This window comes from Aliivibrio wodanis, from assembly GCF_052920805.1.
Map to the genome: position 1 here is coordinate 573,342 of NZ_JBREXA010000002.1, position 23,154 is coordinate 596,495.

Consider the following 23,154-nt stretch of genomic DNA (forward strand, 5'->3'; position numbering starts at 1 on the left):
TAGAGAATTAAAGAACCGCTGCAATCCCTTTACATAAAGGAAGCATATTGTCTTTTGTCATGCCAGCAACACTTATACGGCCAGAGCCAACAATGTAAATTGCAAACTCATCTTTTAAGCGGTTAACTTGCTCTTTAGATAGACCAGAGAAAGAGAACATGCCATTCTGACCTTCAATGAAGCTAAAATCTGCTTTAACACCTTGTTCTTTTAGTGTTGTTACAAAAAGAGTACGCATTTCTTGGATACGGTCACGCATCTCAGCAACTTCTTGTTCCCACTCAGTACGCAGCGCATCATTATTTAGAATGTGCGTAACGACAGCAGCACCGTGTGCTGGTGGATTAGAGTAGATAGAGCGAATGATTGCTTTTACTTGAGAGAAAGCATCAGAAGCAACAGCGGCATCTTTTGCTACCAGTGTAAATGCACCAACACGTTCGTTGTATAGACCGAAGTTTTTCGAGAATGAACTTGCCACTAATAATTCTGGGCAGTATTGAGCGAAAGTACGAAGGCCTGAAGCATCTTCTTCAACACCTTTAGCAAAGCCTTGGTATGCAAAATCAAATAAAGGTAGTAGCCCTTTTTCTGAACATAGTTTTGCTAACTCTTCCCATTCAGATGCCGTTGGATCAATACCCGTAGGGTTATGGCAGCAACCGTGAAGAAGTACAACATCACCAGCTTCAGCTTGTTGTAGGTCTGCTAACATTGCAGCGAAATCTTTTGATTTAGTTTCAGCATTGTAGTAACTGTATTGTGCTGTTTCAATGCCAGCGGCAGTAAATACACCAATGTGGTTTGCCCAAGTAGGGTTACTGATCCAAATTTTCACATCGCCAAGTTGACGCTTAATGAACTCACCAGCAACTCGTAATGCACCAGTACCACCTGGCGCCTGAGCTGTTTGTGCTCGTTTGTCTGTAATAACTTCTGCTTCAGCACCAAACAACAGTTTTTGAACAGCAAGTCCATATTCTGCTGTACCTTGAATGGTTAGATATGATTTTGTTTTCTCAGTATCAAGCAATACTGCTTCTGCTTTTTTTACTGTTTTCAATACAGGGGTTTGACCTGACTCGTCTTTGTAAATACCAACACCTAGGTTGATTTTTTCAGAACGTGGGTCATTTTTAAATTCATCAGTTAGGACCAAGAATAGGGTCAGCGGGAGCGGCAGCGATTTTTTCAAACATAGTCATCATCCATGGTGAAGGGTAAAATAAAAATTAAGAATCTATTTAGCTATTTATACCTGTTAACCTTGTAAGTTTGCAACGGTTAGATAACGAAAAGATCAAATTTAATGCTTTTAATAGCGAAATAGAAATTAGAGTGATAGAAAAAGACAACAGAATAGCGATTGAATGCCGTTCTGTTGTTTTACTGAATCAACTGATTTAAAAATAAAGTTAATAAGTGATCTTTATTTTATTTGATGCATCGATAGCATCCTTAATAGCACCCTTAATGGTATCACGTCGTGTGATTGCAACCCCTAAACGACGGCGACCATCGATCTCTGGCTTACCAAATAATTTCACTTGAGTTTGGGGTTGGCTTAATGCATCAGACAATCCATCAAAGCGAATGTTATTTGAAGTCCCTTGACCAAGAACAACTGAAGATGCAGAAGGACCATATTGAATAATATTGAATAATATTGTTGATTGGCATTCCTGTAAATGCACGAACATGCAGAGCAAATTCAGACATCTCTTGGGAAATTAACGTAACCAAACCAGTATCATGTGGGCGAGGGGATACTTCATTAAAATAGATATGATCACCTTTAATAAACAGCTCAACGCCAAACAGACCGTAGCCACCTAATGCATTTACTACTTTTTCTGCTGCATCTTGTGCAAGTTTTAAGGCTGATTCAGTCATTACTTGAGGCTGCCATGATTCACGGTAATCCCCATCTTCTTGTCGATGACCAATTGGCGCACAAAAATGAATACCATCAACAGCACGAACGGTTAATAATGAAATTTCATAATCAAAATCAACAAATCCTTCTACAATAACTCGGCCAGCACCGGAGCGTCCGCCATCTTGAGCGTAATCCCATGATGCTTGAATGTCAGCTTCTGTTTTAATGACACTTTGGCCTTTACCTGATGAGCTCATGACAGGTTTAATTACACAAGGCATACCTACGAATTGGACTGCTTCAACTAATGCTTCATAGCTGTCAACAAAACGATAAGGGGAGGTTGGAAGGTTTAACTCTTCAGCAGCTAATCGGCGGATCCCTTCACGGTTCATTGTTAGTTTGGTAGCATTTGCAGTAGGAACAACATTAAGGCCTTGTTTTTCTAGTTCCACTAATTTATCAGTCGCTATAGCTTCAATTTCAGGCACAACGTAATCAGGTTGTTCTTTATTAATAATTTCTTCTAATGCGTTCGCATCTAACATATCAATAGCGTAACTGCGATGAGCTACTTGCATTGCTGGTGCATGTAGATAGCGATCAACTGCAATCACTTCCAAGCCAAGACGTTGACATTCAATCGCCACTTCTTTACCAAGTTCACCAGAGCCAAGTAATAACACTTTTGTTGCAGAAGAAGACAGAGCTGTACCAAACATAATCGATTCTCATGTAGTTGTGAAAAGTAACAATGGAATGATACCTTGTTTCCACCAATACGCAAACGTTTGCCTTTGAGTTTTTATTTATCGCGAATTTTTTAGGATGGGATGAATGTCACACTGTAGAGTGAATTATAAATAGTGTGAATATGTTGAATTGTATTCAGTGCCGCGATTGGTATGCTACTTCTCTTTGATGTTAATAACAGTATTGTATTATATGGATAGTGAAACAAATTATGTCGCCCACTCAGGCCCTGAACAGCAAGTGGCCTTTTATGGACTTTTAGAAAATAAAAAGTTTGTTGTGAGTGATTGTATTAACATTAAAGATACTCCGAATGGCTTAGGTAACCCACAGTGGTTAACGCAACAAAAAGAAGCCAAAGAGAATGCTCCAATTGTTGATATTTTATTAAAAGGGGGAGCTCGATTTATAGGTAAAACTCATATGGATGAGTTTGGTCTAGGACTTCATGGTAGAAATCCGCATTATAAATCTATTGAGAACCCAAATAGTGAAGGTAGACTGATTGGTGGGGCATCATGTGGTGCTGCTGCTGCAGTGGCAAGTGGTCGTGCTGATATCGGTTTAGGTATTGATGTGGGTGGTGGCATTCGTATTCCTGCCGTTTATTCTGGACTCTATGGTTTTAAGTCTTCTTCTAGCGAAGTTAATATGGAAGGGATCGAAATATTAGCAAAAGAAGAAACCTCTCTTGGCTGGCTGGCTAATAGCCTTTCTGATATTAGAAAAATAGCGACTATGTTAACGCCAATGTCACCATTGATGACCGTTGAGCGAATTGTTGTTTTAGATAACTTATTTACCGATATTCCAGAGGAAGCTAAATCAAGATTAGAAGAATTACTTAAATCAGTTCCTTATGAGGTAGTTCGTAGCCGCTCAATCAGTAAAATCATCACAACCAAAGCTGCTGAAAGTTTTAAAGTGATCTCTGTGATCCGTTCATTACGAAAAATAGAACCTTGGATCGAAAAAAATAATGAAGATCTAAGTGATGAAATCAAAATAAAAATGAAATGGTTATCAGAACTGAAATACAAAGATGAAAGGATAGCGTTAGAGCAGAGAGAGTTAGTACAAACGGTTTTAGAGTCAATACTGGATAATAAAACACTCTTATTAATGCCGACAACAGCTAATATTGCACCACCAGTGTCTACCTCTAGTGAGCAATTGTATAACCTGAATTCATTAATTTTGAAGTACACATCTTTAGCGAGTTTGGCTGATCTACCTCAACTGCATTTGCCGTGGTTTAAAGTAAAAAATTCGCCTTGGGGCATCTCATTGATTGGTCAGAAAGGAATGGATAGACAGTTAATTGATGCTGCGATCCGTTGGAAAGGCAATCATTAATAAAATAGAATGAAAAAGAGAGGAGACTAGAATCTCCTCTTTTTTTTAGTGCTTATAAAGAAACATACTCAAGTGCAACATTAGCATTTAGCGCTTCTAACGTACTTTTTGTAATAGCTAAGTGGCTAATCGCACCTTTATGATCTTCAATTAGAGCAGCAGCTTTAACATCAAACAAATTCTCACGGGACATATTTGCATGAATCAAAGCTACTTGAAGTGGTGGTAGACTTGGATTGAATGCCGCATTTTCAGCATACATACCGTGATAGATTTGACCGCTCTTCATTTCAAGCGCAATACCGCTGATATTATGTGAATAAGGAGCATGACTTTGATTTGCTGCTTTTAATGCAGAAATCAGCAATGCCGAACTTGTGTCTAATGTTAGATTATGTGAAACCTCAGCAAGTAGGCCGCCTTCAATCCCTAAATCTTTAGGACCAAATGATTCAGGTAAATACTCTTGTAAAGATTTTTCATCACGCTCAGGTAACTGAACCATTAATGTATCAGCGGTTGTTAACTCATTCATGAACTGACGACAGTGACCGCAAGGGCTAAAATTAATCGTAATGTCCGAAATCCCTGTTTCACCGTGAATCCACGCATGGCTAATTGCAGATTGTTCAGCATGAACCGTTTGTCCTAATTGGACATTACTAAATTCCATATTAGCGCCAAAATACAAATGACCAGATTGGCCACGAGCAATCGCTCCCACATAGAAATTAGAGATAGGGGCAACAGAAAAGGCCGCAGCAAGAGGAAGCAATGCTAAACGTAATGCTTTGTCACTGAGTTGAGTTTCAGATAATAAAGCTTGAAACTGCTCTTTGGTGATAACACCTTTAAATTGTGGAGTGATTAAAGGAGATAGCGCCGATTGTAAATCTGTAGACAGATCTGCAAGAGCATTTTCTAGACGTTGTTGTAATGTTGTCATTTGTAGAGTGGTCATCGGTGTGATCCTTTTTAAATTCTTCTGGACTCATTATTAGGGACTATAGTCATAGAAACGTAGATCAATATCACACTCATTAAGGTAAATATACATTAATTACATCAATGAGAGAGAGGTCACACGTATAGTGGTGGCATTTTGAACAATTATAAGCAAGGTGCTATTAATTGTAATAAAAATTTTTCCGATGATTGTCTATTTTACATAAAATGTATTTAAAATTATTTTTAGCTATAACCCTGTTTTTTCGAAAAGAAAAATATCTATTTAATAAAGAATTATAAACTCTAGCATGTAGAATTGTACCTAAGCTATATTATACTTTCTTTTGATGTTAATGGTGTGATTGCTGCTCATCTTTACTGTTAAGATAAGTGCGAGTAAGTGTTAACCACTAGCGGTAAGTTTTTTCTGTTGTTGATATTGAACTACAAACACTAAGTTATAAAAGTAAGCTGACCTTGCTATTGATTTATAACTTCGAGCCATTGTTGATAATGGAATGTTTATATTAAATGGTTTTCATTTTTTTATATGTCTTTACGTTTCGATAATGTTTCAATTTTGCAGTGTAAGTTATTAGTTTAATTGATTGTTAATCATATTAACCAGTTTACTAAAATGCAAACGTTTGCAAAGTGTGCGTTTGGTCATAAAACTTATTTTTTACAGATTAATATACTGAGGTGTAATTGCGGTGACATGATTGCTCCCTATAATTCAATTGTTCTTATTTATAATAATTATTATTAGGAAAAGTTGAAAATGAAGTTTTTTGATTCAATAGCAAATAAACTTGTATCTAGTGGTGTTTTATTTTTGATATTAGCTTCTTCTGTAACTTTTTATTACATAACGATGCAACGAGTAGATTATGTAGAAAATGAAGTGAGAAAAGAGGTTGAATTAGTCACTACAAGTGCAGCTAGTTCGATTAAAAGTTTTTATTCAGAAAGAGCAAGAGTTGTTACGACACTTTCTGAAAATACTTTTATGAAAAAATGGTTTAATGATTATGATTCTCGAGGTAGTGATATAGATTCAGATCCTAATTATCAAATGATTACATCAATGTTTAAATCTGTTTCAGAGCAAGATCCAGTCATTAAATCGGTATTTTTCTCTCCCGCTAATACATATGAATATTTTGATAAAAACGGAAGATATAGCGATACAGATTACTATACAAACAAACGACCGTGGTGGTATGAGTCCTTAGATAAAAATCAATTATTTATCAATGATCCTCAAATAGATATGGTAGATAACAGTATGGTTAGTTCAATAAAAACAACTATTTATAATGATGGTAATGAACTTATAGGTGTTATGGGAATTGACATTCTGAGTACGGAGATTAAGAATGAGATTATAGATAATCTTAAATATAATGGTATTGGGATAGGTTTTTTATTTACAGCGAACAGTAATTTAATTGTCTTTAGTGATGAATCTTCTGCTCTTGATATGTCATCATTCCCAAAACTAAGTGAAGTGAATAATATTGGTTCAGGAACAAAAGGATTTGAACAAATTGAGGGAAAATTAGCTGGGTTAGATTTAAAAGAAATAACAATAAAATATAAAGGGGAAGAGCAACTTGTTTTTGTAAATAGTGTTATCGATGAGTCAATAGGATTAGATTGGCGAATTGGGTTTATTGTACCCAAAAATATAATATCGTCTCAAACCAAACCAATTGGTTATTAATTTATTCCTTATCGCGATAGCGACTATTGCTTTTGGGTGTTTAATTATGTTCTTTATGATTAATAGATTATTAACAAGGCCTCTTAATAAAGTTGTAATGGCGATGGATGATATCGCAATGGGAGATGGTGATTTAACTCGTCGATTAGATGAGAGTAAGCCTGATGAGTTGGGAAAATTGAGTTCATCATTTAATATATTTGTTACTAGTATTCAATGTATTATTAAGCAAAGCCGAGATGTGACAAATAGTATTAACTATGAATCGGAACAGCTTGAGTTATTAAATACTCAGTTAGGTCATGATACATCGGGACAGAAAAGATTCTTGGAGCAAATTGCAACCGCTGCAACGGAGATGACTCAAACTATCAGTAGTATTTCAGATAATACCAAAATAACCAAAGATTATGCGATTCAAGCTCATATGCATTCTAATCAAGGGCAAGTTTTGGTAGGTAGTGCAACTAAGCTAATGAGTGATTTATATCAAGATGTATCTACATCTGAAGCCGTTGTTAATAAATTAAATGAAAATGCTTCATCAATTTCTAGTGTATTAGAAGTTATAAAAAGCGTTGCAGAACAAACCAATTTACTTGCATTAAATGCAGCAATTGAAGCAGCAAGAGCTGGAGAGCAAGGCAGAGGTTTTGCTGTAGTTGCTGATGAAGTTCGTACGCTTGCAAGTCGTACTCAAGATTCGACCATTGATATTGAATCAATAATTGAAACCCTCCAAATTTCAGCCGTCGATGCAGTCGCTTCTATGAATGTTGGCCGCTCTAAAGCAGAGCAAGGTGTAGAGCTTATTAAAGAGGTAAGTGAAAAGTTAAACCAAATAGATCAATCGATTGGTTTAATAGATAAGCAATCTCAAGAAGTCTCCTCAATGGTTCAAGAACAAACTGTCGCTTCGCATGAAATCAGTAATCAGACCGTTTCAGTAGATAATTTAGCAGAATCTATTGTCGTTAGTATTGGCAGCGTATCTGAAAAAATTGCGGTTCAAAAAGAAGTGTTAGGGACTCTATCCTCAACAATAGGTAAGTTTGCTATATAGTGAATAATACCAATCCATATAAGTAAATTCTTAGAGACTTATGTGGGTTGGTATCACTTATCAAGTATGACTAAATTTTAATATATGAAATTACATTGATTGATTTAACCAAACCATAATGGCATATGCCACAGGGGCTAGAAGAGAGGTAATTAGGCCACATATTACTAATGCTAACGAACTAAATGCCGCATCTTGGGGATTTATTTCAGCTGACTGAGCAGTACCAAGTGCATGAGAGACATTACCCATGGTTAAGCCTCTCGCCAGTGAACTTTTAATGCCTATAATATTATAAATAGGATAGGCACAGATAGCGCCCATTAAGCCCGCCAATAACACCAAGATAGCCGCAATAGCAGCTTCACCTTCTAATTGAGTTGAGATTGCCATTGCAATAGGAGTGGTTACTGATTTTGGTAATATACTTGCAACCAGTTGCATATCAGCTCCCATCCATACCGCTAAGAATGCGCCAGAAAACATTGAAAACAAAGAACCAACACTGCAAGCTAGTAAGATAATCTTCCAGTTTGATCTAATATGAGGCAGTTGTTCATACAATGGATACGCCAAAGCAACTACGGCAGGTTGTAGCAAGTAGCTTAAAAAAGCATTGTCAGCGTAGTAAGTCTCATAAGGCACTTTTAATATCATCAAAACAGGAATGACAATAAAGACACTCAATAATAATGGATTATTCAGTGGGTGCGGGTAGCGTTTTGCAAACCAACGTGCCGAGTAAAAAACAATAACCGTTAAAATAACCCACATTATTTATTTCCTCTATCAAGACGATCAATAAACAATGAAAGGCAGACTAACACTAATAGCGACCCGCCCGCGGTACTCACAATAATAGGTATGGCGTTATCGAGCAGTAAATCAAAATGCGTCATTAACCCAACCGAAATTGGAATAAATAGAATCAACATATTACGCATAAAAAATTGGCAACCAGTGGCTGTCCAATCAGGTTTGCATACACCTATGACCATTGCAGTAAATAGAATAAGCATTCCAAGAATACTGCCAGGAACAGAGATATTCAGCCAGGATTGAAGACCGTTACCAGCAAACAATGAAGCAAAAATCCAAGCGAAAGAATAAATATATTTAATCATGATACTAACTGTTGTACGTAATTATAAACGGCGCGAAGGATCGCAGTTTTTTTATCATTGCCTTCAGACTCAAGGTATAAGCTTTCAAAGCGTGTTTCGTAATCAGACATGTGCGTCTCAAAATAATCTTGTAGATGTGCTTGCCAGCGTAGTTGTTCTGATTCATTTAACGTGTGCGGGAAGTTACGAGCACGATAGCGGAACAACAATGGTTTGATTCGTGGGTCACTGACATTAGGTTCAAAATCAATCAACTGCTCAGGCGTTGACTGACGGATCATATCAATCGCGGTTTTATCAGCATGAGAGAAAAATCCATCGTATAGAAGGGTATCTACATTGGTTGATTTTTCATAATTAGGTTCAATACTGTACAGCGCAATTAGCTTTTGTCTGATCTCAGGGTTATCACGGATCACTTTAAGATTTTTTAAACAGGCGGCTCTATCTACATTTAGGTTTTCAGCATTCTCTGCCGTCAGTGTTTTAGCAGGCGCAAGAATAGGGCACTTGTTTAAATGCACTAATTTTACAGGAACAGGCAATTCGTCAGGGGCTAGATCAGCACGCTTGGTGTACATACGTTGATGTAATTGCTCTGCATCTAATTCTAGGAACACGCTTGGATCTAATGCTAAATCAATCGTAATGACGGCGTTGTTATTGGTTGGATGCCATGCAACAGGTACAATCCAACTAATATTGCCTCTATCTACGCCAAACATACCAGACACGTGCATTAACGGTGTCATTTCAACAATATCGATTAACGTTGCCGCTTTCTTTTTATGACGCATAGAAAGCAGATAGTTAAACATTTTAGGTTGTGCTTTTTTAACTACTTTAGCTAACTCTATGGTGGCAATAACATCGGCCATCGCATCGTGGGCATTTTCATGTTCAATGCCATTTGCTTGAGAGAGTTTTTCTAATCTAAAGCTTGGTTTGCCTTCTTCGTCTTTTGGCCATTGAATACCTTCAGGACGCAGAGCATACACCGCACGCATTACGTCTAATAAATCCCAACGCGAGTTGCCGTTTTGCCAGCTCCAGCCGTAAGGTTCAAAGAAGTTACGATATAAGGTGTAGCGAGAAACTTCATCATCAAAACGAATGTTGTTATAGCCTAGCGAGCAGGTATTTGGTTTTGATAATTCGTTATGGATTTGAGTAATGAATTCAGGCTCTGATAACCCCTTGCTCACCGCGGTTTGTGGTGTGATACCCGTAATTAAACACGCTTCAGGCGAAGGTAAGTAATCAATTGGAGGGCGGCAGTAAATAACTAATGGCTCACCAATGATATTGAAATCTTCATCGGTACGAACCCCAGCAAATTGGCATGGGCGATCGAGAGATGGGCTAGTTCCCCATGTTTCATAATCAAAGAAGAAGAAGGACGGGTCATTACTACTATTCATGGCTATATTCCAAAAGTATCGTATTCATATAATATGCCTAATTAAACAAGGAGTTAAAGTATTAAAAGTCTATCTATTCAACGTGCCATATATAGATAAATAGCGCTTAATATTCGCACTTTCGTCCAAATCGGTGTCCAATTTTGACTTTCAGTGCGTCCAAAAAATCACTTAAATTCAACGAAAATACTGTCCGAATTTAATTCACTAACCACATAGCCCAGCTCAATCAGCAATTGGCGTAATGGTTGTACTAAAGCATAGACTGCTTGGTCTGTTTCATCTTCTATTTCAAGATATGAGATATCAATCACAGTGTTTAGTTTACCAAGCTTTATTGCATCATTAATAGCGGTAAACGAACGAATTTTTAAATTTTCAAATAAATGTTGCTGTGCCTGCAAAGCCATTAACTTTGCTTGCTGTGCAGTAATTAACCTTTCAGGCTCGCTATGCAGGATCAAACTCTGCTCTAAGCGGTTCACAATCTCAGAATTAACCGAGCGGCCATTAAGTTCAGCAGCTTTATGAATTTGATCTTTAAGTTCAGTAGGGACACGAACATTAATCTGTGGTGGTCTTGCCGTCATGATTTAACCCAATTTATAGAACAATTTGACAATGGTAGCCAATTGCTACCATAATTCAATGGTAGCCAAATGGATACCATTTGAAATCAAATTAAAGATTAGGGTGGAGCAATGAATCAAAAAACAGCAAAAAGACCGAATCCATACGGATTAAGATTATCGGATGACTTAAAAGCAGAGCTAAAAGGAAAAGCAGCAGAATCACAACGCTCATTGAATGCTGAAATCATCTATCGACTAACGCAGTCACTCACCAAGCAATCAATTTAGGGCAAGAACATGGCGATTTTAGACAAGCAATTGAAAGCCATTCATAAGCAAAACTACGCAGGAACGCCAGAACTCAGTGATGGTGAAGGCTTAGTGGCGCGTATAACCCCAAAAGGAAAGATAACCTTTCAGTATCGATGCCGATTCAATAAGAAAAACCTAAGAATTAGAATCGGGCGTTACCCAAACATCAGCATTAAAGAAGCGCGACGCATTCACCATGAGATGATCGAGTTAAGAGAGCAGGGCAGAAACCCAGAAATAGCGCTAACAGGTGAGACAGAATTTGTAACCTTAAATCAGTGTTTAGATTATTGGTTTGATAATCATGTAAAGCATTTAAAGAAAGGAACAATTGAGCTGTATGTGTCTGTAGCTAAAAACTACTTCTATGATGCGTTCCCTGAAATGAATGTAGAAACCATAACAGCGCGAGAGTGGATGGTGTGGTTAGATAAAATTGCAGAGAAGAACCCAAAAATGGCCAATTCAACCTTTGCCAAGATGCGAGCTTGCCTAAATTACTGCAAACATAAGTTCTTAATCGATAATACAAACTTCGAGCGATTACATCAGCGCCATGTAGGAACGCCATCAGAAGTAGGAACAAGAGTACCAACGTGGGACGAACTCAGAGAAATTTGGGTAGCCATTGAACGAACGCAAGCAAGTACTGCCAATAAGACTCTACACCAGCTGACTATGTTATGGGGTAATCGACTTTCAGAACTGCGATTAGCAAGAAGAAGCCATTTTGATATGGAAAGAGGGGTTTGGACCGTACCCAAAGAGCTAAGTAAAACAGGTAAACCGATCCGTCGACCAATACCAACTAAAGTGAGATCAATATTAGAGCGAGTAATGGCAACCTATGATGATGTGTTGTTCCCTGGCTTTGATTTGAATACACCGATAACCATATCCGCCGCGAACAAATACATTCGTCGTTTACGCGCAACTTTAAAGCTTGAGTATTGGCGAACGCATGACTTCAGACGCTCGTTATCAACAGGTGCTTCAGAGCTTGGTGTTATGCCTCATCTGGTGGAGAAGATGCTAGGCCATGAATTAGGTGGAGTTTTATCCGTATACAATAAGCATGATTGGTTAGATGAACAGTTAAAGGCTTATGAGTGTTATGGGGATAAATTAATTAATTTTTAGTTGCTAAAATAATGTAGAAAACGAATCTATTACAATAAATGATGAGCTTTAAAAGATCTAGTCGACATTATGTATTCAAATCGAATGCGAAATCTTATTTATTTATATAGAATAATGTTTAAGTTAACGGTGCTCCATACTGAGCACTATAGTAATTAAATTTTTCTAATTTATTTAAGGTTTGTATTTAATGTCGAATAAAGGTTCCGAATGGAATTTATGGGATTTACATTTTCATACTCCATCGTCATATGATTATAAAGATAAAACAGTTACTAACAAAGAGATTATTGAAGAGCTGAAAGCTAAATCAATCTCGGTTGTTGCAATTACAGATCATCATATTATTGATATTGAAAGAATAGTTGAATTACAGGAATTAGGTAAACCTGAAGGGATCACTGTTTTGCCTGGGATTGAGTTTTTGTCAGATGCTCGTGGAAAAGATCCTATACACTTTATCGGAATATTTTCAGAAAGTGCTGATTTAAAGCATATCTGGGGGCAGTTACAGCATAAGACAGACCTTCATAAAATTGAATCTGAAGGTGTTAAAGAAAATACTATTTATTGTAAACTTGATGAAACGATATCTTTAGTTAAAGAACTTGGTGGTATTACTACAATTCATGCTGGTGGAAAAAGTGGTTCAGTTGAAAATATTTCACATTCTTTACCTCATAATGCAGCTCAAAAAACCAACATAGCACATGCTATAGATATTTATGAGCTCGGAAAAGAGTCCGATCAAGATGGTTACCGTAAATTTGTATTTCCTCATATAGAGAAAGTTATTCCAATGATCATCTGTTCTGATAATCATCATATTAAAAAATATAAATTTAAACAGAATATGTGGATAAAAGGTTCCACAAATTTTGATGGATTAAGATATGCATTGAATGAACCAGAAAGTCGATTTTATATTGGAATAGAACCTTCTGTTTTAACAAGGGTTAAGGCAAACAAGACAAAATATTTAAGTTCATTATCGATTACTAGAACTGGCGCAAGTGACTCTAATAATAAATGGTTTGATAATATAAATATTCCTCTCAATAAAGAGTTGATAACTATCATCGGCCATAAAGGTAATGGAAAAAGTGCGGTCTCAGATATTATTGCGATGTGTGCTGATAGTGAACATTCTGATGATTTTTTATTCCTACATAAAAATAAATTTAAAAAGCGAGGCTTAGCTGAGCGTTTTAGTGCAACTCTAACTTTTGAAAGTGGTCGTACATTGTTAGATCGTCAACTATCTCATACGGTTGATCCTACACAACCTCCATTAGTTCGCTACTTACCTCAAAGTTATTTTGAAAAAGTTTGTAATGAAATAGGGAAAGTTGAGGCATTTCGGGAAGAAATTGAAAAAGTTGTATTTCAATATGTTCCTGAACATAAAAGAATGGGAAAAGGTTCATTCAGTCAACTTATTGAACTGAGAAAAAATGCTACGCACTCTTCATTAGGAGGATTAACAGAAGATATATCTTCTATTAATGAAAAGATAATATCTTTAGAGGATAAATTACACCCTGATAATCTTCAAATATTGCGTAATCAAAAGGAAATTAAGGAAGAAGAATTACGAGTACATTTAGAAACTAAGCCTAGAGAGGTAAAAGACCCTTCGGTATTAATTCAAGAAGCAGAGACCCAAGAAAAAAAAGAGAAACTACAACGTTTAGAAACTGAACTATTAGAGCTGAATAAAAATCATTTTGACCTTACAGAGAGTGCAAGCCTCACTTCTAATCATATATACGAATTAACTGGATTTAAGAATCGCTTAAGTCAGAAAATTTCTGAAATTTAAGAAATGATTGATTTTGGTAAATTGAATTATGAAAGTTTAGGGTTAAATTTCAATGAGTTAGTTTCCGTTGAGTTTAATGACCATGTTATAGATAATCTTATAAGTAATATTGTAAACACTCAAAAAAGTAACACAGAACAATTAACCATTCAGGATGATTTCAAAACCATTAATATTGATGAACTTACTTTAAGCTCAAAAATTGAAAGATGTAAGTTTGAAATAAGTAAGATACAAGATTTGTTCACCGGAGAGCAACGTGAGTATCAGCAATATTTAGTAGCTTTAGCCCGTTGGGAAAGTGGTAAAAAATCAATTATTGGTGAGTCGACCCAATCTGGAACACTATCTTATATTAATGAAATGATCCGGTATATAACTGATGACTTATTAATCGAATTAACTCAATTGCGTAAAGATAGAATTCTTAAATCACGGAAGATATTTACAATAAAATCAGAAATAAAAGATTTTTATGATGAAGTAAAACTAGAAATAGATAATAAGCTAAACGTATCAGATGTGTCTGGTCTAAATATTTGTTAGTTCTTTTTATCCAGAGGTAGATATAGCAGGACAAATTTTATCCCATATTAAGCAAAATCGTACTGGTACATTTTATGGGGCAGAAGAAGGTTCTATATTATTAAATGAAGAACTAATTTTAACAACAGATTGGAATGATCCTGATAGCATCTCTAATTTCTTAGATAAATTTATAGAAAGTTTAGAAAGTGATATACGACAAGGTAAAAATAACACGATTACCAATATAGTGGACGTGGTTAAATCTAGAAAAGAACTTTACGATATGTTGTTTAGTTTGAGGTTTTTAATGCCTTATTATGATTTGCAGCAAAATGGAAAAAGCTTAGAGCAGTTATCGCCAGGTGAAAAAGGAGCTCTGTTATTAGTATTCTATCTAGTACTTGATAAAGAAGACATACCACTAATAATTGATCAACCTGAAGATAATTTAGACAATAATAGCGTTGCTACTGTGCTTGTTCCGTATATCCGTGAAGCTAAAAAACATAGACAAATCATAATGGTAACACATAATCCAAATTTAGCTGTTGTTTCAGATTCAGAACAAGTCATCAAAGTTATGCTAGAGAAAGAAAATGGGAATAAATTTTCTTTCTCTTCTGGTGGTATTGAGTCTCAAGAAATTAATGATCAGATAGTTGAAGTACTTGAAGGAACCATACCTGCTTTCACTTCAAGGCGTAAGAAGTACAGAATCTAATAGAATATAGGCACTATTTTATATTAAAGTAGTGCCTACTTCTATTTAGTAAATACTAATCAATCAATGCCCAATCTTCAATTTCCACTCTTCAACAGCAGAGCGTAACCATCTAAGCGGCATTCTTGTCACTGGCGGTGGAAAGCCTCGGTTCTTGCGCCACATATACACAGTTGCTTTACTGGTAAGGCAAAACATATCTAAAACCTCATCATGGCAAATTAACTGCTTTGATGATTTAGGATAATCAGCACCAAGTTCTTCTTCAATCTCTTTGCTTGGAGCTGCCGATGGTAAAGGCTTTACTGAATACGAAAAAGCCATACTTGTAGGATAGTTATTTTCCATAATTAACCCTTATTCTTTGTTGAGAATGAATAACACACATAAAAAATCAAACAGCCAATGCCATAAATTGCTAAGCTCATTGTGAAGCCTCCTTGCTTGGTTCAAATATTCGTACACGATTAATAGTATGGAAACAGTTGCTATCGCCTTTAAAAAGACCGCCTTCTTTCAACTTGGCGCAACCTTGCGGCAATTGCTCACCACACATTTCACACGTACCAAGATCATCTTCAATCTTTGGTATCTCGGAATAAACCCGATGAATTAACGATTGGAGAGCTTCTTCACTGCTATACGCTTTATCAGGAAAGGCGAAGAACTCACAAATTTTGCTTAACTTGTTTTGCTCAACAGAGTGCAAAGGAACGCGAAGATCAATCACACCGTGTTTCTTTTTGTTATTACGTAACTTTTGAGCGCGTTTACGGTTTTGTTCTTTGATTTTGTCTATTGAAGGCATAGTCTTTCACCTTCTGAACCATGTATTGGCGTGTTTACGCGAACGCTCTTACCATCATGAGAGCCTGTAAGGTAATCAGAGATAGAGCCGCCTTTGCGCTGTCTTGATTTAGCCTTTTTATCACTGTATGAACCAATGTGTTTACGATAGTTGGTTATGCGTTCTTTCTCTTCTGGTGGTAACTCTTCAACATCTAAGTTACTTACAACAGAATTTACCCAGCCGTCACAATAACAATCAGCTCGCTTTGTTTTATTCTGCTTAGAGGTAAGAGGGTGGACAGTAGCCAAGAACGCTTTACGAGCCAGTTTCAATTGACGAAAAAGCACATAATGAAGAAGAAAGAAGCCCTGAATACCTACCATCAATGGCTAAATAATTGCTGTCACCACTGTCTTAGTGCTGATCTAGTTGCTTAAGAGATCGTTTAAAAGATCATTAAAATCAAATCGAAAGTTCAATTCTCATTGTTAATTACAGAGGGTAGTAAAATCATGGCAAATTTAGCCAAAAATGAGCATATTTCAGAAAATTTATTGAAATGCGCACGTTCAGTTCCACACCAAGTTGGACTGCTTAAATTGAGCAAGACACAGTTAATTGTTCTGCATTCGATTAAAGAGGGTGAAGAGGTGACGCCGTCACAGATTGCGGATAGATGTGGTTTGTCATCAAGCTGGGCAAGTTCGTTGTTGAAGAGGCTGGTGGAGAAATATTATTTAACTCGTAGTTGTATGCAGCAGTTAACGGGTGGGGTTGAGTATAGTTACCAGTTAGCATAGTATGCTGTTTAATATATGCTGAATGGTTTAAATATGACTCTATATAAGTATCGTGCAATTGACAAAAACACATTAAACATTTTGATAAATAGAGAAATATACTTTTCATTATCTAAATACTTTAATGACCCATTTGACTCACAATTACTTCCAGGTGATTACATTAAATCTCTAATAAAAATGGGAATTTATGATACTACATCAGCGAATTATTTTGATGAGGAAAACTTAAAAGATGCCCAGAATAAGCATGGTATTTATTGTCTAAGTAAAGATAATGATAGTCTACTAATGTGGTCTCATTACGCAGAATCACATACAGGTATTTGTTTTGGTTTTAGAGATAACTTTTCAAATCACATTGAAGATGAGATGCTTGTTGACACTATAAATATGGAATATATCTCTGAGAAAGAACATGTGTTTTCTGACGTATATAAGAAATTGCTTAATGACGATTATCATGATGAATCGGGGAGGTTTGATATTGTTTGTTCCTTACATCAAGATACTTTGAGCGCTCTTTTTGGGAAAAAACATGAACATTGGATTTATGAAAATGAGGTTAGGCTAATTGCTGAAGAGAACGGAGTATTTAATTTTTCACCTGAAGGCTTAGAGTGTATTATTTTTGGAATGCGAATATCGAAGCAAGACAAAGCAACGATATTATCATTATTAGATCTCCCGCAGTGGAAAAATGTAAAGGTATATCAAGCCAATCCAAAAAGATTTGAATTGGCTCTTGAAATTAAAGAGCATAATCTATTAGGTACTTCTTGAACCTAAATCTCAACCTACGGGGCTACATCCCGGGGAATAAAAATTTTTCGGGCTCTATGGTCACCACCAACAGGTGACCAATAGGCACGCCGATTACTTAATTTTGGCTTAACGTGATGCGTAACGTTATTTAATATGTGTGAGTTAACCAAATTTATAAAACGCTTATGGATGTAAGGCGCTTTATAACAAATGCTGTAGAAGTGATTATTCTTTTTTATAGTCAATTATATTCGGTCATGTTTTTTAAGAAATGTCATTTGTTTATCTTTACAGCCTCTAGGTGTTGGTGAACCTTTAAGTATTTTTAATGGAGGAGAGGAAATGTTCTTTCGACCTGATTCTTCAAAATATACCATATCTGCCAATATGAGAAGTTGTCGTGTTAAACCCCAACGAGCATGAGCACTAATTGGATTTGAATGAATTAAATCGTAATCAGCATAATGGTGTTCATCTAATGAACCCAGTGTATCTGGACCAGCAGGGAACCATCTAATGAGACTAAGGATTTCTCCTTTAACAGAAAGAGTGTATTGATTTTCCTCTACACTGAATCCTTCACCATCTACCGGACTTGTGTTGAATGCCCAAACTTCATCTACACGAGGGTTTACTCTTATTGCTTTCATTGCAAGCCCACCGCCTAAAGAAAAACCAACAGCAACTAATTTTTTGTCATTTAGTTTATTACCGTAATATGTAATGACTTTATTTATATAGTTTTCACTGGAATTAAATTGTAGCCTCATAATCTTTAAGTTATGCGCCCAGTCATTCCATTCATCGCTTCCACGAAATGAAATTACAACTTCTTCTAAGGTAGTTAACGAATCATCTGTGTATATTTCAAAAGTAGAGGCCTGAAATCCAGTTTTATCATCATTTTCCTTTACTTGTAAGTTTATTACTTCAACCATATAGGGAGGGAGATTGAAATGTCTATCTTCATCTTCTCCTGGTTTCTGTAATACGACCGATCCAGCAACGGCATAAAGATATCCTTCTTTTGCTAAACGTAAACTTTTGTCTTTTTGTGGGTTAATCGAACCATCTTTCTGATAATTTTCATTAGTTAAGTCTAGGTATCTAGCATTACACCAAACAAAGCCCTCGTCTCTGTTAGATATGCAGCCTGTTACTAATACTAGACTGAGAATTATGAATAAAAGTTGTTTTAAGTTCATGGCTATCCAGCTCCTAAAGTTAGTTCAGATTACCTTTTTCCAAGATAAATGTAGCAGACAATAGCAAATTTGATTTATTAATATGAAAAATATTGAGTATGAACGTTACAGAGGCGAGAGATATGAGAGAAAGTATGGAATAATATTTGGGTTTAATGTTCCGTAGAGTATTTATTTATAATAAAAGCGTCCTTATTGCGTCTTACATTATGCCAAGGTTACTTATTTTAAATATAAATCAGTAAGTTGAAGCGTTGATACCACAACCAAAAAAGAAGAAACTTGGTGCGTTATCCTGCGGCATAAGTGTGTCCAATTAATAGCAATACATTAATTATCAGAGATGAAAGTTAGCAGAGAGCTTGGTTTGTGAATATTTCTATTTGTTGAGTGATGATACTTGCTGGTTCATCTTGTCTATTAGTCTATAGAGAATCACCAGCAATAAATTGTTTATTGGAAGCTATTAATTGTTGTCATTGACTTTATCATTGTTGGGACTTTTTGACTCTTTAGTACGATCTAGCCCCGCAACGGATAGTCCCATTAAAAAAATAGATAGAAAATTGAATGCAAAGCCAAATCGTTCATTCACTGGGGTATCTATTGAGCTAGTCCAATATGTAAATTTAAAAGCTAGTCCTGTAGTTAAGTCATATCGATAGCCTGGATTATATATGACTACAACCTGCAATAAGAAAAAGATGAACAATAACCAGTTGGCCATTTTCAAGCTTTAGATACAGCATGACGCAAAAGGATAGTCCAGCGAATACATATACAGCATATACTATGTTTACTAAGCCATATTTGAAATGATAAGCAACGATCTTGGAAGCTCCCATCAATATCATTGATAGCGAGAAAATCAAAAGTAACTTGTTAGTTTTAGTCATATTATTTTTCCTTGATACATAAATTTGCATAAAATCCATTCATTACGTGAAGTTACTTCCTGAGATTGTTGATATATTCCTGAACTCTTCTACGATTATCGGCATGAAGCTTATTACCGCAGGGCTCTGAACGATAATGAATTGTTGGATCAGAATATATTGGCAACCTAATCTTTTCGTAACTCATTACTGTCCCTGCATTTGAACACTTATAAGCACGAGCATATGGTTTGATTAGATATCTATTTTCAGGTCGAGTAGAGCGTTCTAATTCTCCTTGGCGAAGTGAAAACAACCAGGTTTCAGAGTGGTTAGCCCACATTAAATGCCCAAACTCGTGCTCTAAAGTATCAGGAGCTGCATCATCCGCTAACAAGATATAACTGTCACTTAGCTCCCAATCAGTAGCCCCAATGGTTCCATCTTCAAAAACTAAATGATCGCTAGGGACAACCAAAACATAGAAGTCCAAAGGGTTTTCTCTCAAAGGTTTTAATACATCATTCCCAATAGCCATACTTGCTTGATTATGAAGCTCATCAAAATATTCGCTACCAGACAATTCTAAATCGATATATTTAAATGAAACTAATTGTCTACGTAAAGCTAAACATGAATTTACTAGAATAGTATTTGAGAACTCAACTTGCTTTTGCGCTAATTCTTTCTTGTATGACTCTCTGAGAGAAGAGTCAACAATATATGAAATACGAGTAATAACTGTTGGCTTTGTTATTTCACATAGGGGAAGCTCTAATTTAGAACGATTATATGAAGTATGATCAGGTTGATTAAAATAGAATGAAATTATTATTAATATAATAGAAATAATAATTAGCACTTTTTTCATCTACAAGCCTTTTCTATATAATCGTTCTTAAATTTGATCTTTTAAACTAAAGTACACTCGATAAACTGTTCATGCTGAGTGCAGTAAATGATATTAAACATGAACTAAATGTTAGAGCCATTTATCTCTGCTTGAATAAGTTTCTTTGTTTCATTTTTAGAAGTAAACTGAATAGGAAGCCCATTATTTTCACCATACCAAATGACAGTGCTTAATGTATTTGTCAAGCCATCTGGTTGTGTATATGTATAATTTGTCTCAAACTTACATGACTTATAAGTACCTGCTGGCACAGTAATTGTTTCAAAACCTTTATATTCAGATGTTATATTCTGTACCGATTCGAAATCACTCACCAAGCCTTTCGATATCATGGTTACTGTTTCTTCCTGAATATCGCCACTATTTACGTCAAACTTAGTTATAAGACCAGGTATATAATAGAATTCATTATCATCATCACGACCACCTAAAAGAGTAAATTGTTTATTATAGGTATCGACTGAAAAATAGCGCTCACCTTCTCCATTAGATTGGATTTGGGCTGATTGGCCCCTGTATTCAGTTTCCTCTATTCTATTAACAGTAGAATTTTCAATGTTATTATCCTGGTCTTTATAAGTGACAGAATACGTTGTCCCTACTTCATATAGCGTCTTATTAAAACATATAGAGGCATTTTCTTTATTTATGTTTTCATCAGTATTACTGTTGCAGCCACTAACGGAAAAAGCCAATATAAAAAATGGTATTGCTCTTATTTTCATTTTTAGCACTCATGTATATTATAAATCTATTTATTTTATATAAAATATACCATTAAGTTATAAGTAATCCTATAAAAATATTTGTAAGAGTATCGTTACTAGCAATATTCGGGATTTTTTATCTCAAAGATAGAGCTAAAAGTCGATGAGATTACTGTTTAAACGGTATGCTGAGGAGAAGAAAGAGTTTGATGAATATACCAGCTTTACAAGACGTGTGAGTAGGTCGAATATTCTTTGGGGGTCTAAGAGGAGAGTAGTAGAAAGTAAGAAGGCGAAGAGGTTAGTGACCTTTCGCCGACTTGATTCTACAGGTTGAGCTTTTATTTCGATACCAGTTATAATTGAGCCTCTATTACTGGTGTTACTTTTAATTGGCTTGTTGCAATTCTGCTAAATTATATTCTCTAATATCTATTTTTGCGTAATCGTTGCAACCTGAGCACGCGTAGTATTTCGCGCCATCACAATATTTATGTTGTAGAACCATTGCAGGTTTTCTGCACCAGTCACAATGACCTTCTAAATTAAACATAATACTTCTCTACTTTCTTATTTTTCAATTCCACACAGTTCGAGTTACATTTCTGTAACATTCGAAGTGGTGGCATTATATCGGCAAAGCCTAATTTGTAAAGGTATTCTCTGATTTTTGGGGCTACTGTTTCTTAATTGCATTATAAGCTTTATTAATTTCGGCTAACATCACACCGTCTGTCCCGTGATCAGGGTGATGAAGCTGAGCAAGCTTACGATATTGCTTTTTAAGTTCAGAGCCGCTATTTCTCGTAGTTACACCGAGCAATTGATAAGGAGTAAAGTGTGACGAGGATGACTTTCTGGATGTATCTAGTTCAATATTTAGTCGCTTAATTGTTACTTCTTGAGCATCAATACGACTTTTTAATTTATCATTATTTTCTTGTAGGTGTTTTAGTTTTTCACTTTGTAGTGATTTAGCAAAGTTGGTATTAGGGGACGTCGATACTTCTTCTTTATTATGTTTAATGGTCTTTTTTAATCGTAATAAAAGAAATATTAAGATTACAAACATGATAGCGATAAGCAGGTAAGTACCAAAAGTAATTAGAACTGCAGGTTTTTGTATCTGTTTAATAATGATCGTTTTCGGTTCAGCTTCTGGCTTAATAAGTTCTGGTTGAGTGACTTCAACTTTTGTTTCGATCTCTTTTTTAGTCTCTTGCTCTAATTGTTGTTCGGCTAACGATTTTAATACTCGATTATAACCAAGCATCGCTTCACCGTGGCCGTTATGCGAGGCGATTTGATACCATAGTGAAGCATTATATAAGTCAACTTTTCCAGATAATCCGTACTCGTAAATCTCACCTAAGTAGAATTGAGAAGGCGGATGATTTTGAGTGGCTGCGCGGGTAAACCAATAAATGGCTTGTTTGCTGTCTTGGGCAACACCATAGCCATTTTTGAAAATTTGACCAAGGTTAAACTGAGCGGTGGTATTGTCCTGTATTGCAGCTTGTTTATACCATTGAATTGCATGATCAATATTAATCGGACGATTAGTGCCAGATTCATACTCCATAGCAAGTTTGAGCTGCGCACGCGCATCCCCCAGTTCAGCTTTATCTTCTAAAGGATCAGCATAAACAGAGAAAGAAAACAACATAATGAAAATAATTAAAAATCGAGACATAGTAGCTAAAAATGGTCACAAGTTAAAAAGGCGGCATTAGT

General features: G+C 35.8%; 23 protein-coding genes and 2 pseudogenes. 10 read left to right on the plus strand and 15 right to left on the minus strand.

Features of this window, described 5'->3' with window-relative positions:
- Positions 1-7: 7 nt before the first annotated feature.
- Both ACU5DF_RS10500 and purT read right to left on the minus strand, forming a co-directional pair.
- Positions 8-1,199, minus strand: a pseudogene (locus ACU5DF_RS10500) (amino acid aminotransferase).
- A 216-nt stretch (positions 1,200-1,415) separates the two neighbouring features.
- Positions 1,416-2,601 (minus strand): annotated as a pseudogene (purT, locus tag ACU5DF_RS10505) (formate-dependent phosphoribosylglycinamide formyltransferase).
- 223 nt (positions 2,602-2,824) lie between these two features.
- Between purT and ACU5DF_RS10510 the strand changes: the two are divergent.
- On the plus strand, positions 2,825-3,988 hold the full coding sequence (locus ACU5DF_RS10510; protein ID WP_446712802.1) for an amidase family protein: 1,164 nt from the start codon (positions 2,825-2,827) through the stop codon (positions 3,986-3,988).
- A 52-nt stretch (positions 3,989-4,040) separates the two neighbouring features.
- Here ACU5DF_RS10510 and cdd read toward each other — a convergent pair whose 3' ends face one another.
- Positions 4,041-4,934, minus strand: coding sequence for a cytidine deaminase (gene cdd, locus ACU5DF_RS10515; protein ID WP_045103318.1), 894 nt, complete (start codon positions 4,932-4,934; stop codon positions 4,041-4,043).
- Positions 4,935-5,717: 783 nt separating this feature from the next.
- On the opposite strand from cdd, the gene ACU5DF_RS10520 reads away from it, so the two are divergent.
- Together ACU5DF_RS10520 and ACU5DF_RS10525 are read left to right on the plus strand one after the other, a co-directional pair.
- Positions 5,718-6,662: a cache domain-containing protein gene (locus ACU5DF_RS10520; RefSeq protein WP_446712803.1), complete on the plus strand. Its 945-nt coding sequence runs from the start codon at positions 5,718-5,720 to the stop codon at positions 6,660-6,662.
- A gap of 46 nt (positions 6,663-6,708) precedes the next feature.
- Entirely contained in the window at positions 6,709-7,725 is a 1,017-nt protein-coding gene (locus ACU5DF_RS10525) for a methyl-accepting chemotaxis protein (protein WP_446712804.1), read from the plus strand.
- A gap of 90 nt (positions 7,726-7,815) precedes the next feature.
- Here ACU5DF_RS10525 and ACU5DF_RS10530 read toward each other — a convergent pair whose 3' ends face one another.
- The 4 genes from ACU5DF_RS10530 to ACU5DF_RS10545 all read right to left on the minus strand — a co-directional run bounded on the left by ACU5DF_RS10530 (position 7,816) and on the right by ACU5DF_RS10545 (position 10,860).
- Positions 7,816-8,499, minus strand: a complete 684-nt coding sequence (locus tag ACU5DF_RS10530; protein WP_446712805.1) for a CidB/LrgB family autolysis modulator — start codon at positions 8,497-8,499, stop codon at positions 7,816-7,818.
- On the minus strand, positions 8,499-8,849 hold the full coding sequence (locus ACU5DF_RS10535) for a CidA/LrgA family protein (protein ID WP_446712806.1): 351 nt from the start codon (positions 8,847-8,849) through the stop codon (positions 8,499-8,501). The genes ACU5DF_RS10530 and ACU5DF_RS10535 overlap by 1 nt, the downstream gene beginning before the upstream one ends.
- Positions 8,846-10,270, minus strand: a complete 1,425-nt coding sequence (gene sbcB, locus ACU5DF_RS10540; protein ID WP_446712807.1) for an exodeoxyribonuclease I — start codon at positions 10,268-10,270, stop codon at positions 8,846-8,848. Before sbcB ends, ACU5DF_RS10535 begins: the two co-directional genes overlap by 4 nt.
- Positions 10,271-10,437: 167 nt before the next feature.
- Entirely contained in the window at positions 10,438-10,860 is a 423-nt protein-coding gene (locus ACU5DF_RS10545; RefSeq protein ID WP_023603441.1) for an Arc family DNA-binding protein, read from the minus strand.
- A gap of 111 nt (positions 10,861-10,971) precedes the next feature.
- On the opposite strand from ACU5DF_RS10545, the gene ACU5DF_RS10550 reads away from it, so the two are divergent.
- The 5 genes from ACU5DF_RS10550 (at position 10,972) to ACU5DF_RS10570 (ending at position 15,365) form a co-directional block, all read left to right on the plus strand.
- Positions 10,972-11,130, plus strand: a complete 159-nt coding sequence (locus ACU5DF_RS10550; protein ID WP_122032974.1) for an Arc family DNA-binding protein — start codon at positions 10,972-10,974, stop codon at positions 11,128-11,130.
- A 9-nt stretch (positions 11,131-11,139) separates the two neighbouring features.
- Positions 11,140-12,294, plus strand: coding sequence for a tyrosine-type recombinase/integrase (locus ACU5DF_RS10555; RefSeq protein WP_446712808.1), 1,155 nt, complete (start codon positions 11,140-11,142; stop codon positions 12,292-12,294).
- Positions 12,295-12,484: 190 nt separating this feature from the next.
- Positions 12,485-14,116, plus strand: a complete 1,632-nt coding sequence (locus ACU5DF_RS10560; protein ID WP_446712809.1) for a PHP domain-containing protein — start codon at positions 12,485-12,487, stop codon at positions 14,114-14,116.
- 3 nt (positions 14,117-14,119) lie between these two features.
- A complete protein-coding gene (locus tag ACU5DF_RS10565) occupies positions 14,120-14,662 on the plus strand; it encodes a hypothetical protein (RefSeq protein ID WP_446712810.1) in 543 nt (180 codons plus the stop codon).
- Positions 14,663-14,951: 289 nt separating this feature from the next.
- Positions 14,952-15,365 (plus strand): P-loop NTPase family protein, encoded by a 414-nt coding sequence (locus ACU5DF_RS10570; RefSeq protein ID WP_446712811.1) that lies wholly within the window; start codon positions 14,952-14,954, stop codon positions 15,363-15,365.
- Positions 15,366-15,428: 63 nt separating this feature from the next.
- Here the strand turns inward: ACU5DF_RS10570 and ACU5DF_RS10575 are convergent, their stop codons facing one another.
- From ACU5DF_RS10575 to ACU5DF_RS10585, 3 genes are all read right to left on the minus strand, one after another.
- Positions 15,429-15,713, minus strand: coding sequence for a helix-turn-helix transcriptional regulator (locus ACU5DF_RS10575; protein ID WP_446712812.1), 285 nt, complete (start codon positions 15,711-15,713; stop codon positions 15,429-15,431).
- Positions 15,714-15,789: 76 nt separating this feature from the next.
- Positions 15,790-16,173 carry a hypothetical protein gene (locus tag ACU5DF_RS10580; RefSeq protein WP_061036785.1) on the minus strand — a complete coding sequence of 128 codons (384 nt, stop codon included), beginning with the start codon at positions 16,171-16,173 and terminating at the stop codon, positions 15,790-15,792.
- Positions 16,161-16,538 (minus strand): DUF7168 domain-containing protein, encoded by a 378-nt coding sequence (locus ACU5DF_RS10585; protein ID WP_446712813.1) that lies wholly within the window; start codon positions 16,536-16,538, stop codon positions 16,161-16,163. Before ACU5DF_RS10585 ends, ACU5DF_RS10580 begins: the two co-directional genes overlap by 13 nt.
- Positions 16,539-16,667: 129 nt before the next feature.
- Here ACU5DF_RS10585 and ACU5DF_RS10590 point away from each other — a divergent pair, with 129 nt between their 5' ends.
- Both ACU5DF_RS10590 and ACU5DF_RS10595 read left to right on the plus strand, forming a co-directional pair.
- The gene (locus ACU5DF_RS10590) at positions 16,668-16,955 is read left to right on the plus strand and encodes a MarR family transcriptional regulator (RefSeq protein WP_446712814.1); all 288 of its coding nucleotides are present in this window, start codon (positions 16,668-16,670) and stop codon (positions 16,953-16,955) included.
- A gap of 33 nt (positions 16,956-16,988) precedes the next feature.
- Positions 16,989-17,738, plus strand: a complete 750-nt coding sequence (locus tag ACU5DF_RS10595) for a DUF2971 domain-containing protein (protein ID WP_446712815.1) — start codon at positions 16,989-16,991, stop codon at positions 17,736-17,738.
- 227 nt (positions 17,739-17,965) lie between these two features.
- Here the strand turns inward: ACU5DF_RS10595 and ACU5DF_RS10600 are convergent, their stop codons facing one another.
- The 5 genes from ACU5DF_RS10600 to ACU5DF_RS10620 form a co-directional block, all read right to left on the minus strand.
- On the minus strand, positions 17,966-18,925 hold the full coding sequence (locus ACU5DF_RS10600; protein ID WP_446712816.1) for a Tle-like phospholipase domain-containing protein: 960 nt from the start codon (positions 18,923-18,925) through the stop codon (positions 17,966-17,968).
- Between the two features lie 948 nt (positions 18,926-19,873).
- Positions 19,874-20,671 carry a hypothetical protein gene (locus tag ACU5DF_RS10605; protein ID WP_446712817.1) on the minus strand — a complete coding sequence of 266 codons (798 nt, stop codon included), beginning with the start codon at positions 20,669-20,671 and terminating at the stop codon, positions 19,874-19,876.
- 104 nt (positions 20,672-20,775) lie between these two features.
- Entirely contained in the window at positions 20,776-21,438 is a 663-nt protein-coding gene (locus ACU5DF_RS10610) for a TapB family protein (RefSeq protein WP_446712818.1), read from the minus strand.
- A gap of 370 nt (positions 21,439-21,808) precedes the next feature.
- Positions 21,809-21,973 (minus strand): hypothetical protein, encoded by a 165-nt coding sequence (locus ACU5DF_RS10615; protein ID WP_099047727.1) that lies wholly within the window; start codon positions 21,971-21,973, stop codon positions 21,809-21,811.
- Positions 21,974-22,096: 123 nt separating this feature from the next.
- Positions 22,097-23,113 (minus strand): J domain-containing protein, encoded by a 1,017-nt coding sequence (locus ACU5DF_RS10620; protein ID WP_045102252.1) that lies wholly within the window; start codon positions 23,111-23,113, stop codon positions 22,097-22,099.
- Positions 23,114-23,154: the final 41 nt, after the last annotated feature.

What these genes read in the sequence shown, in the direction of transcription:
- ACU5DF_RS10510 (WP_446712802.1), top strand. Translation starts at nt 2,825, where the DNA reads ATGGATAGTGAAACAAATTATGTCGCCCACTCAGGCCCTGAACAGCAA.
- cdd (WP_045103318.1), bottom strand. Translation starts at nt 4,934, where the DNA reads ATGACAACATTACAACAACGTCTAGAAAATGCTCTTGCAGATCTGTCT.
- ACU5DF_RS10520 (WP_446712803.1), top strand. Translation starts at nt 5,718, where the DNA reads ATGAAGTTTTTTGATTCAATAGCAAATAAACTTGTATCTAGTGGTGTT.
- ACU5DF_RS10525 (WP_446712804.1), top strand. Translation starts at nt 6,709, where the DNA reads ATGTTCTTTATGATTAATAGATTATTAACAAGGCCTCTTAATAAAGTT.
- ACU5DF_RS10530 (WP_446712805.1), bottom strand. Translation starts at nt 8,499, where the DNA reads ATGTGGGTTATTTTAACGGTTATTGTTTTTTACTCGGCACGTTGGTTT.
- ACU5DF_RS10535 (WP_446712806.1), bottom strand. Translation starts at nt 8,849, where the DNA reads ATGATTAAATATATTTATTCTTTCGCTTGGATTTTTGCTTCATTGTTT.
- sbcB (WP_446712807.1), bottom strand. Translation starts at nt 10,270, where the DNA reads ATGAATAGTAGTAATGACCCGTCCTTCTTCTTCTTTGATTATGAAACA.
- ACU5DF_RS10545 (WP_023603441.1), bottom strand. Translation starts at nt 10,860, where the DNA reads ATGACGGCAAGACCACCACAGATTAATGTTCGTGTCCCTACTGAACTT.
- ACU5DF_RS10550 (WP_122032974.1), top strand. Translation starts at nt 10,972, where the DNA reads ATGAATCAAAAAACAGCAAAAAGACCGAATCCATACGGATTAAGATTA.
- ACU5DF_RS10555 (WP_446712808.1), top strand. Translation starts at nt 11,140, where the DNA reads ATGGCGATTTTAGACAAGCAATTGAAAGCCATTCATAAGCAAAACTAC.
- ACU5DF_RS10560 (WP_446712809.1), top strand. Translation starts at nt 12,485, where the DNA reads ATGTCGAATAAAGGTTCCGAATGGAATTTATGGGATTTACATTTTCAT.
- ACU5DF_RS10565 (WP_446712810.1), top strand. Translation starts at nt 14,120, where the DNA reads ATGATTGATTTTGGTAAATTGAATTATGAAAGTTTAGGGTTAAATTTC.
- ACU5DF_RS10570 (WP_446712811.1), top strand. Translation starts at nt 14,952, where the DNA reads ATGCCTTATTATGATTTGCAGCAAAATGGAAAAAGCTTAGAGCAGTTA.
- ACU5DF_RS10575 (WP_446712812.1), bottom strand. Translation starts at nt 15,713, where the DNA reads ATGGAAAATAACTATCCTACAAGTATGGCTTTTTCGTATTCAGTAAAG.
- ACU5DF_RS10580 (WP_061036785.1), bottom strand. Translation starts at nt 16,173, where the DNA reads ATGCCTTCAATAGACAAAATCAAAGAACAAAACCGTAAACGCGCTCAA.
- ACU5DF_RS10585 (WP_446712813.1), bottom strand. Translation starts at nt 16,538, where the DNA reads ATGGTAGGTATTCAGGGCTTCTTTCTTCTTCATTATGTGCTTTTTCGT.
- ACU5DF_RS10590 (WP_446712814.1), top strand. Translation starts at nt 16,668, where the DNA reads ATGGCAAATTTAGCCAAAAATGAGCATATTTCAGAAAATTTATTGAAA.
- ACU5DF_RS10595 (WP_446712815.1), top strand. Translation starts at nt 16,989, where the DNA reads ATGACTCTATATAAGTATCGTGCAATTGACAAAAACACATTAAACATT.
- ACU5DF_RS10600 (WP_446712816.1), bottom strand. Translation starts at nt 18,925, where the DNA reads ATGAACTTAAAACAACTTTTATTCATAATTCTCAGTCTAGTATTAGTA.
- ACU5DF_RS10605 (WP_446712817.1), bottom strand. Translation starts at nt 20,671, where the DNA reads ATGAAAAAAGTGCTAATTATTATTTCTATTATATTAATAATAATTTCA.
- ACU5DF_RS10610 (WP_446712818.1), bottom strand. Translation starts at nt 21,438, where the DNA reads ATGAAAATAAGAGCAATACCATTTTTTATATTGGCTTTTTCCGTTAGT.
- ACU5DF_RS10615 (WP_099047727.1), bottom strand. Translation starts at nt 21,973, where the DNA reads ATGTTTAATTTAGAAGGTCATTGTGACTGGTGCAGAAAACCTGCAATG.
- ACU5DF_RS10620 (WP_045102252.1), bottom strand. Translation starts at nt 23,113, where the DNA reads ATGTCTCGATTTTTAATTATTTTCATTATGTTGTTTTCTTTCTCTGTT.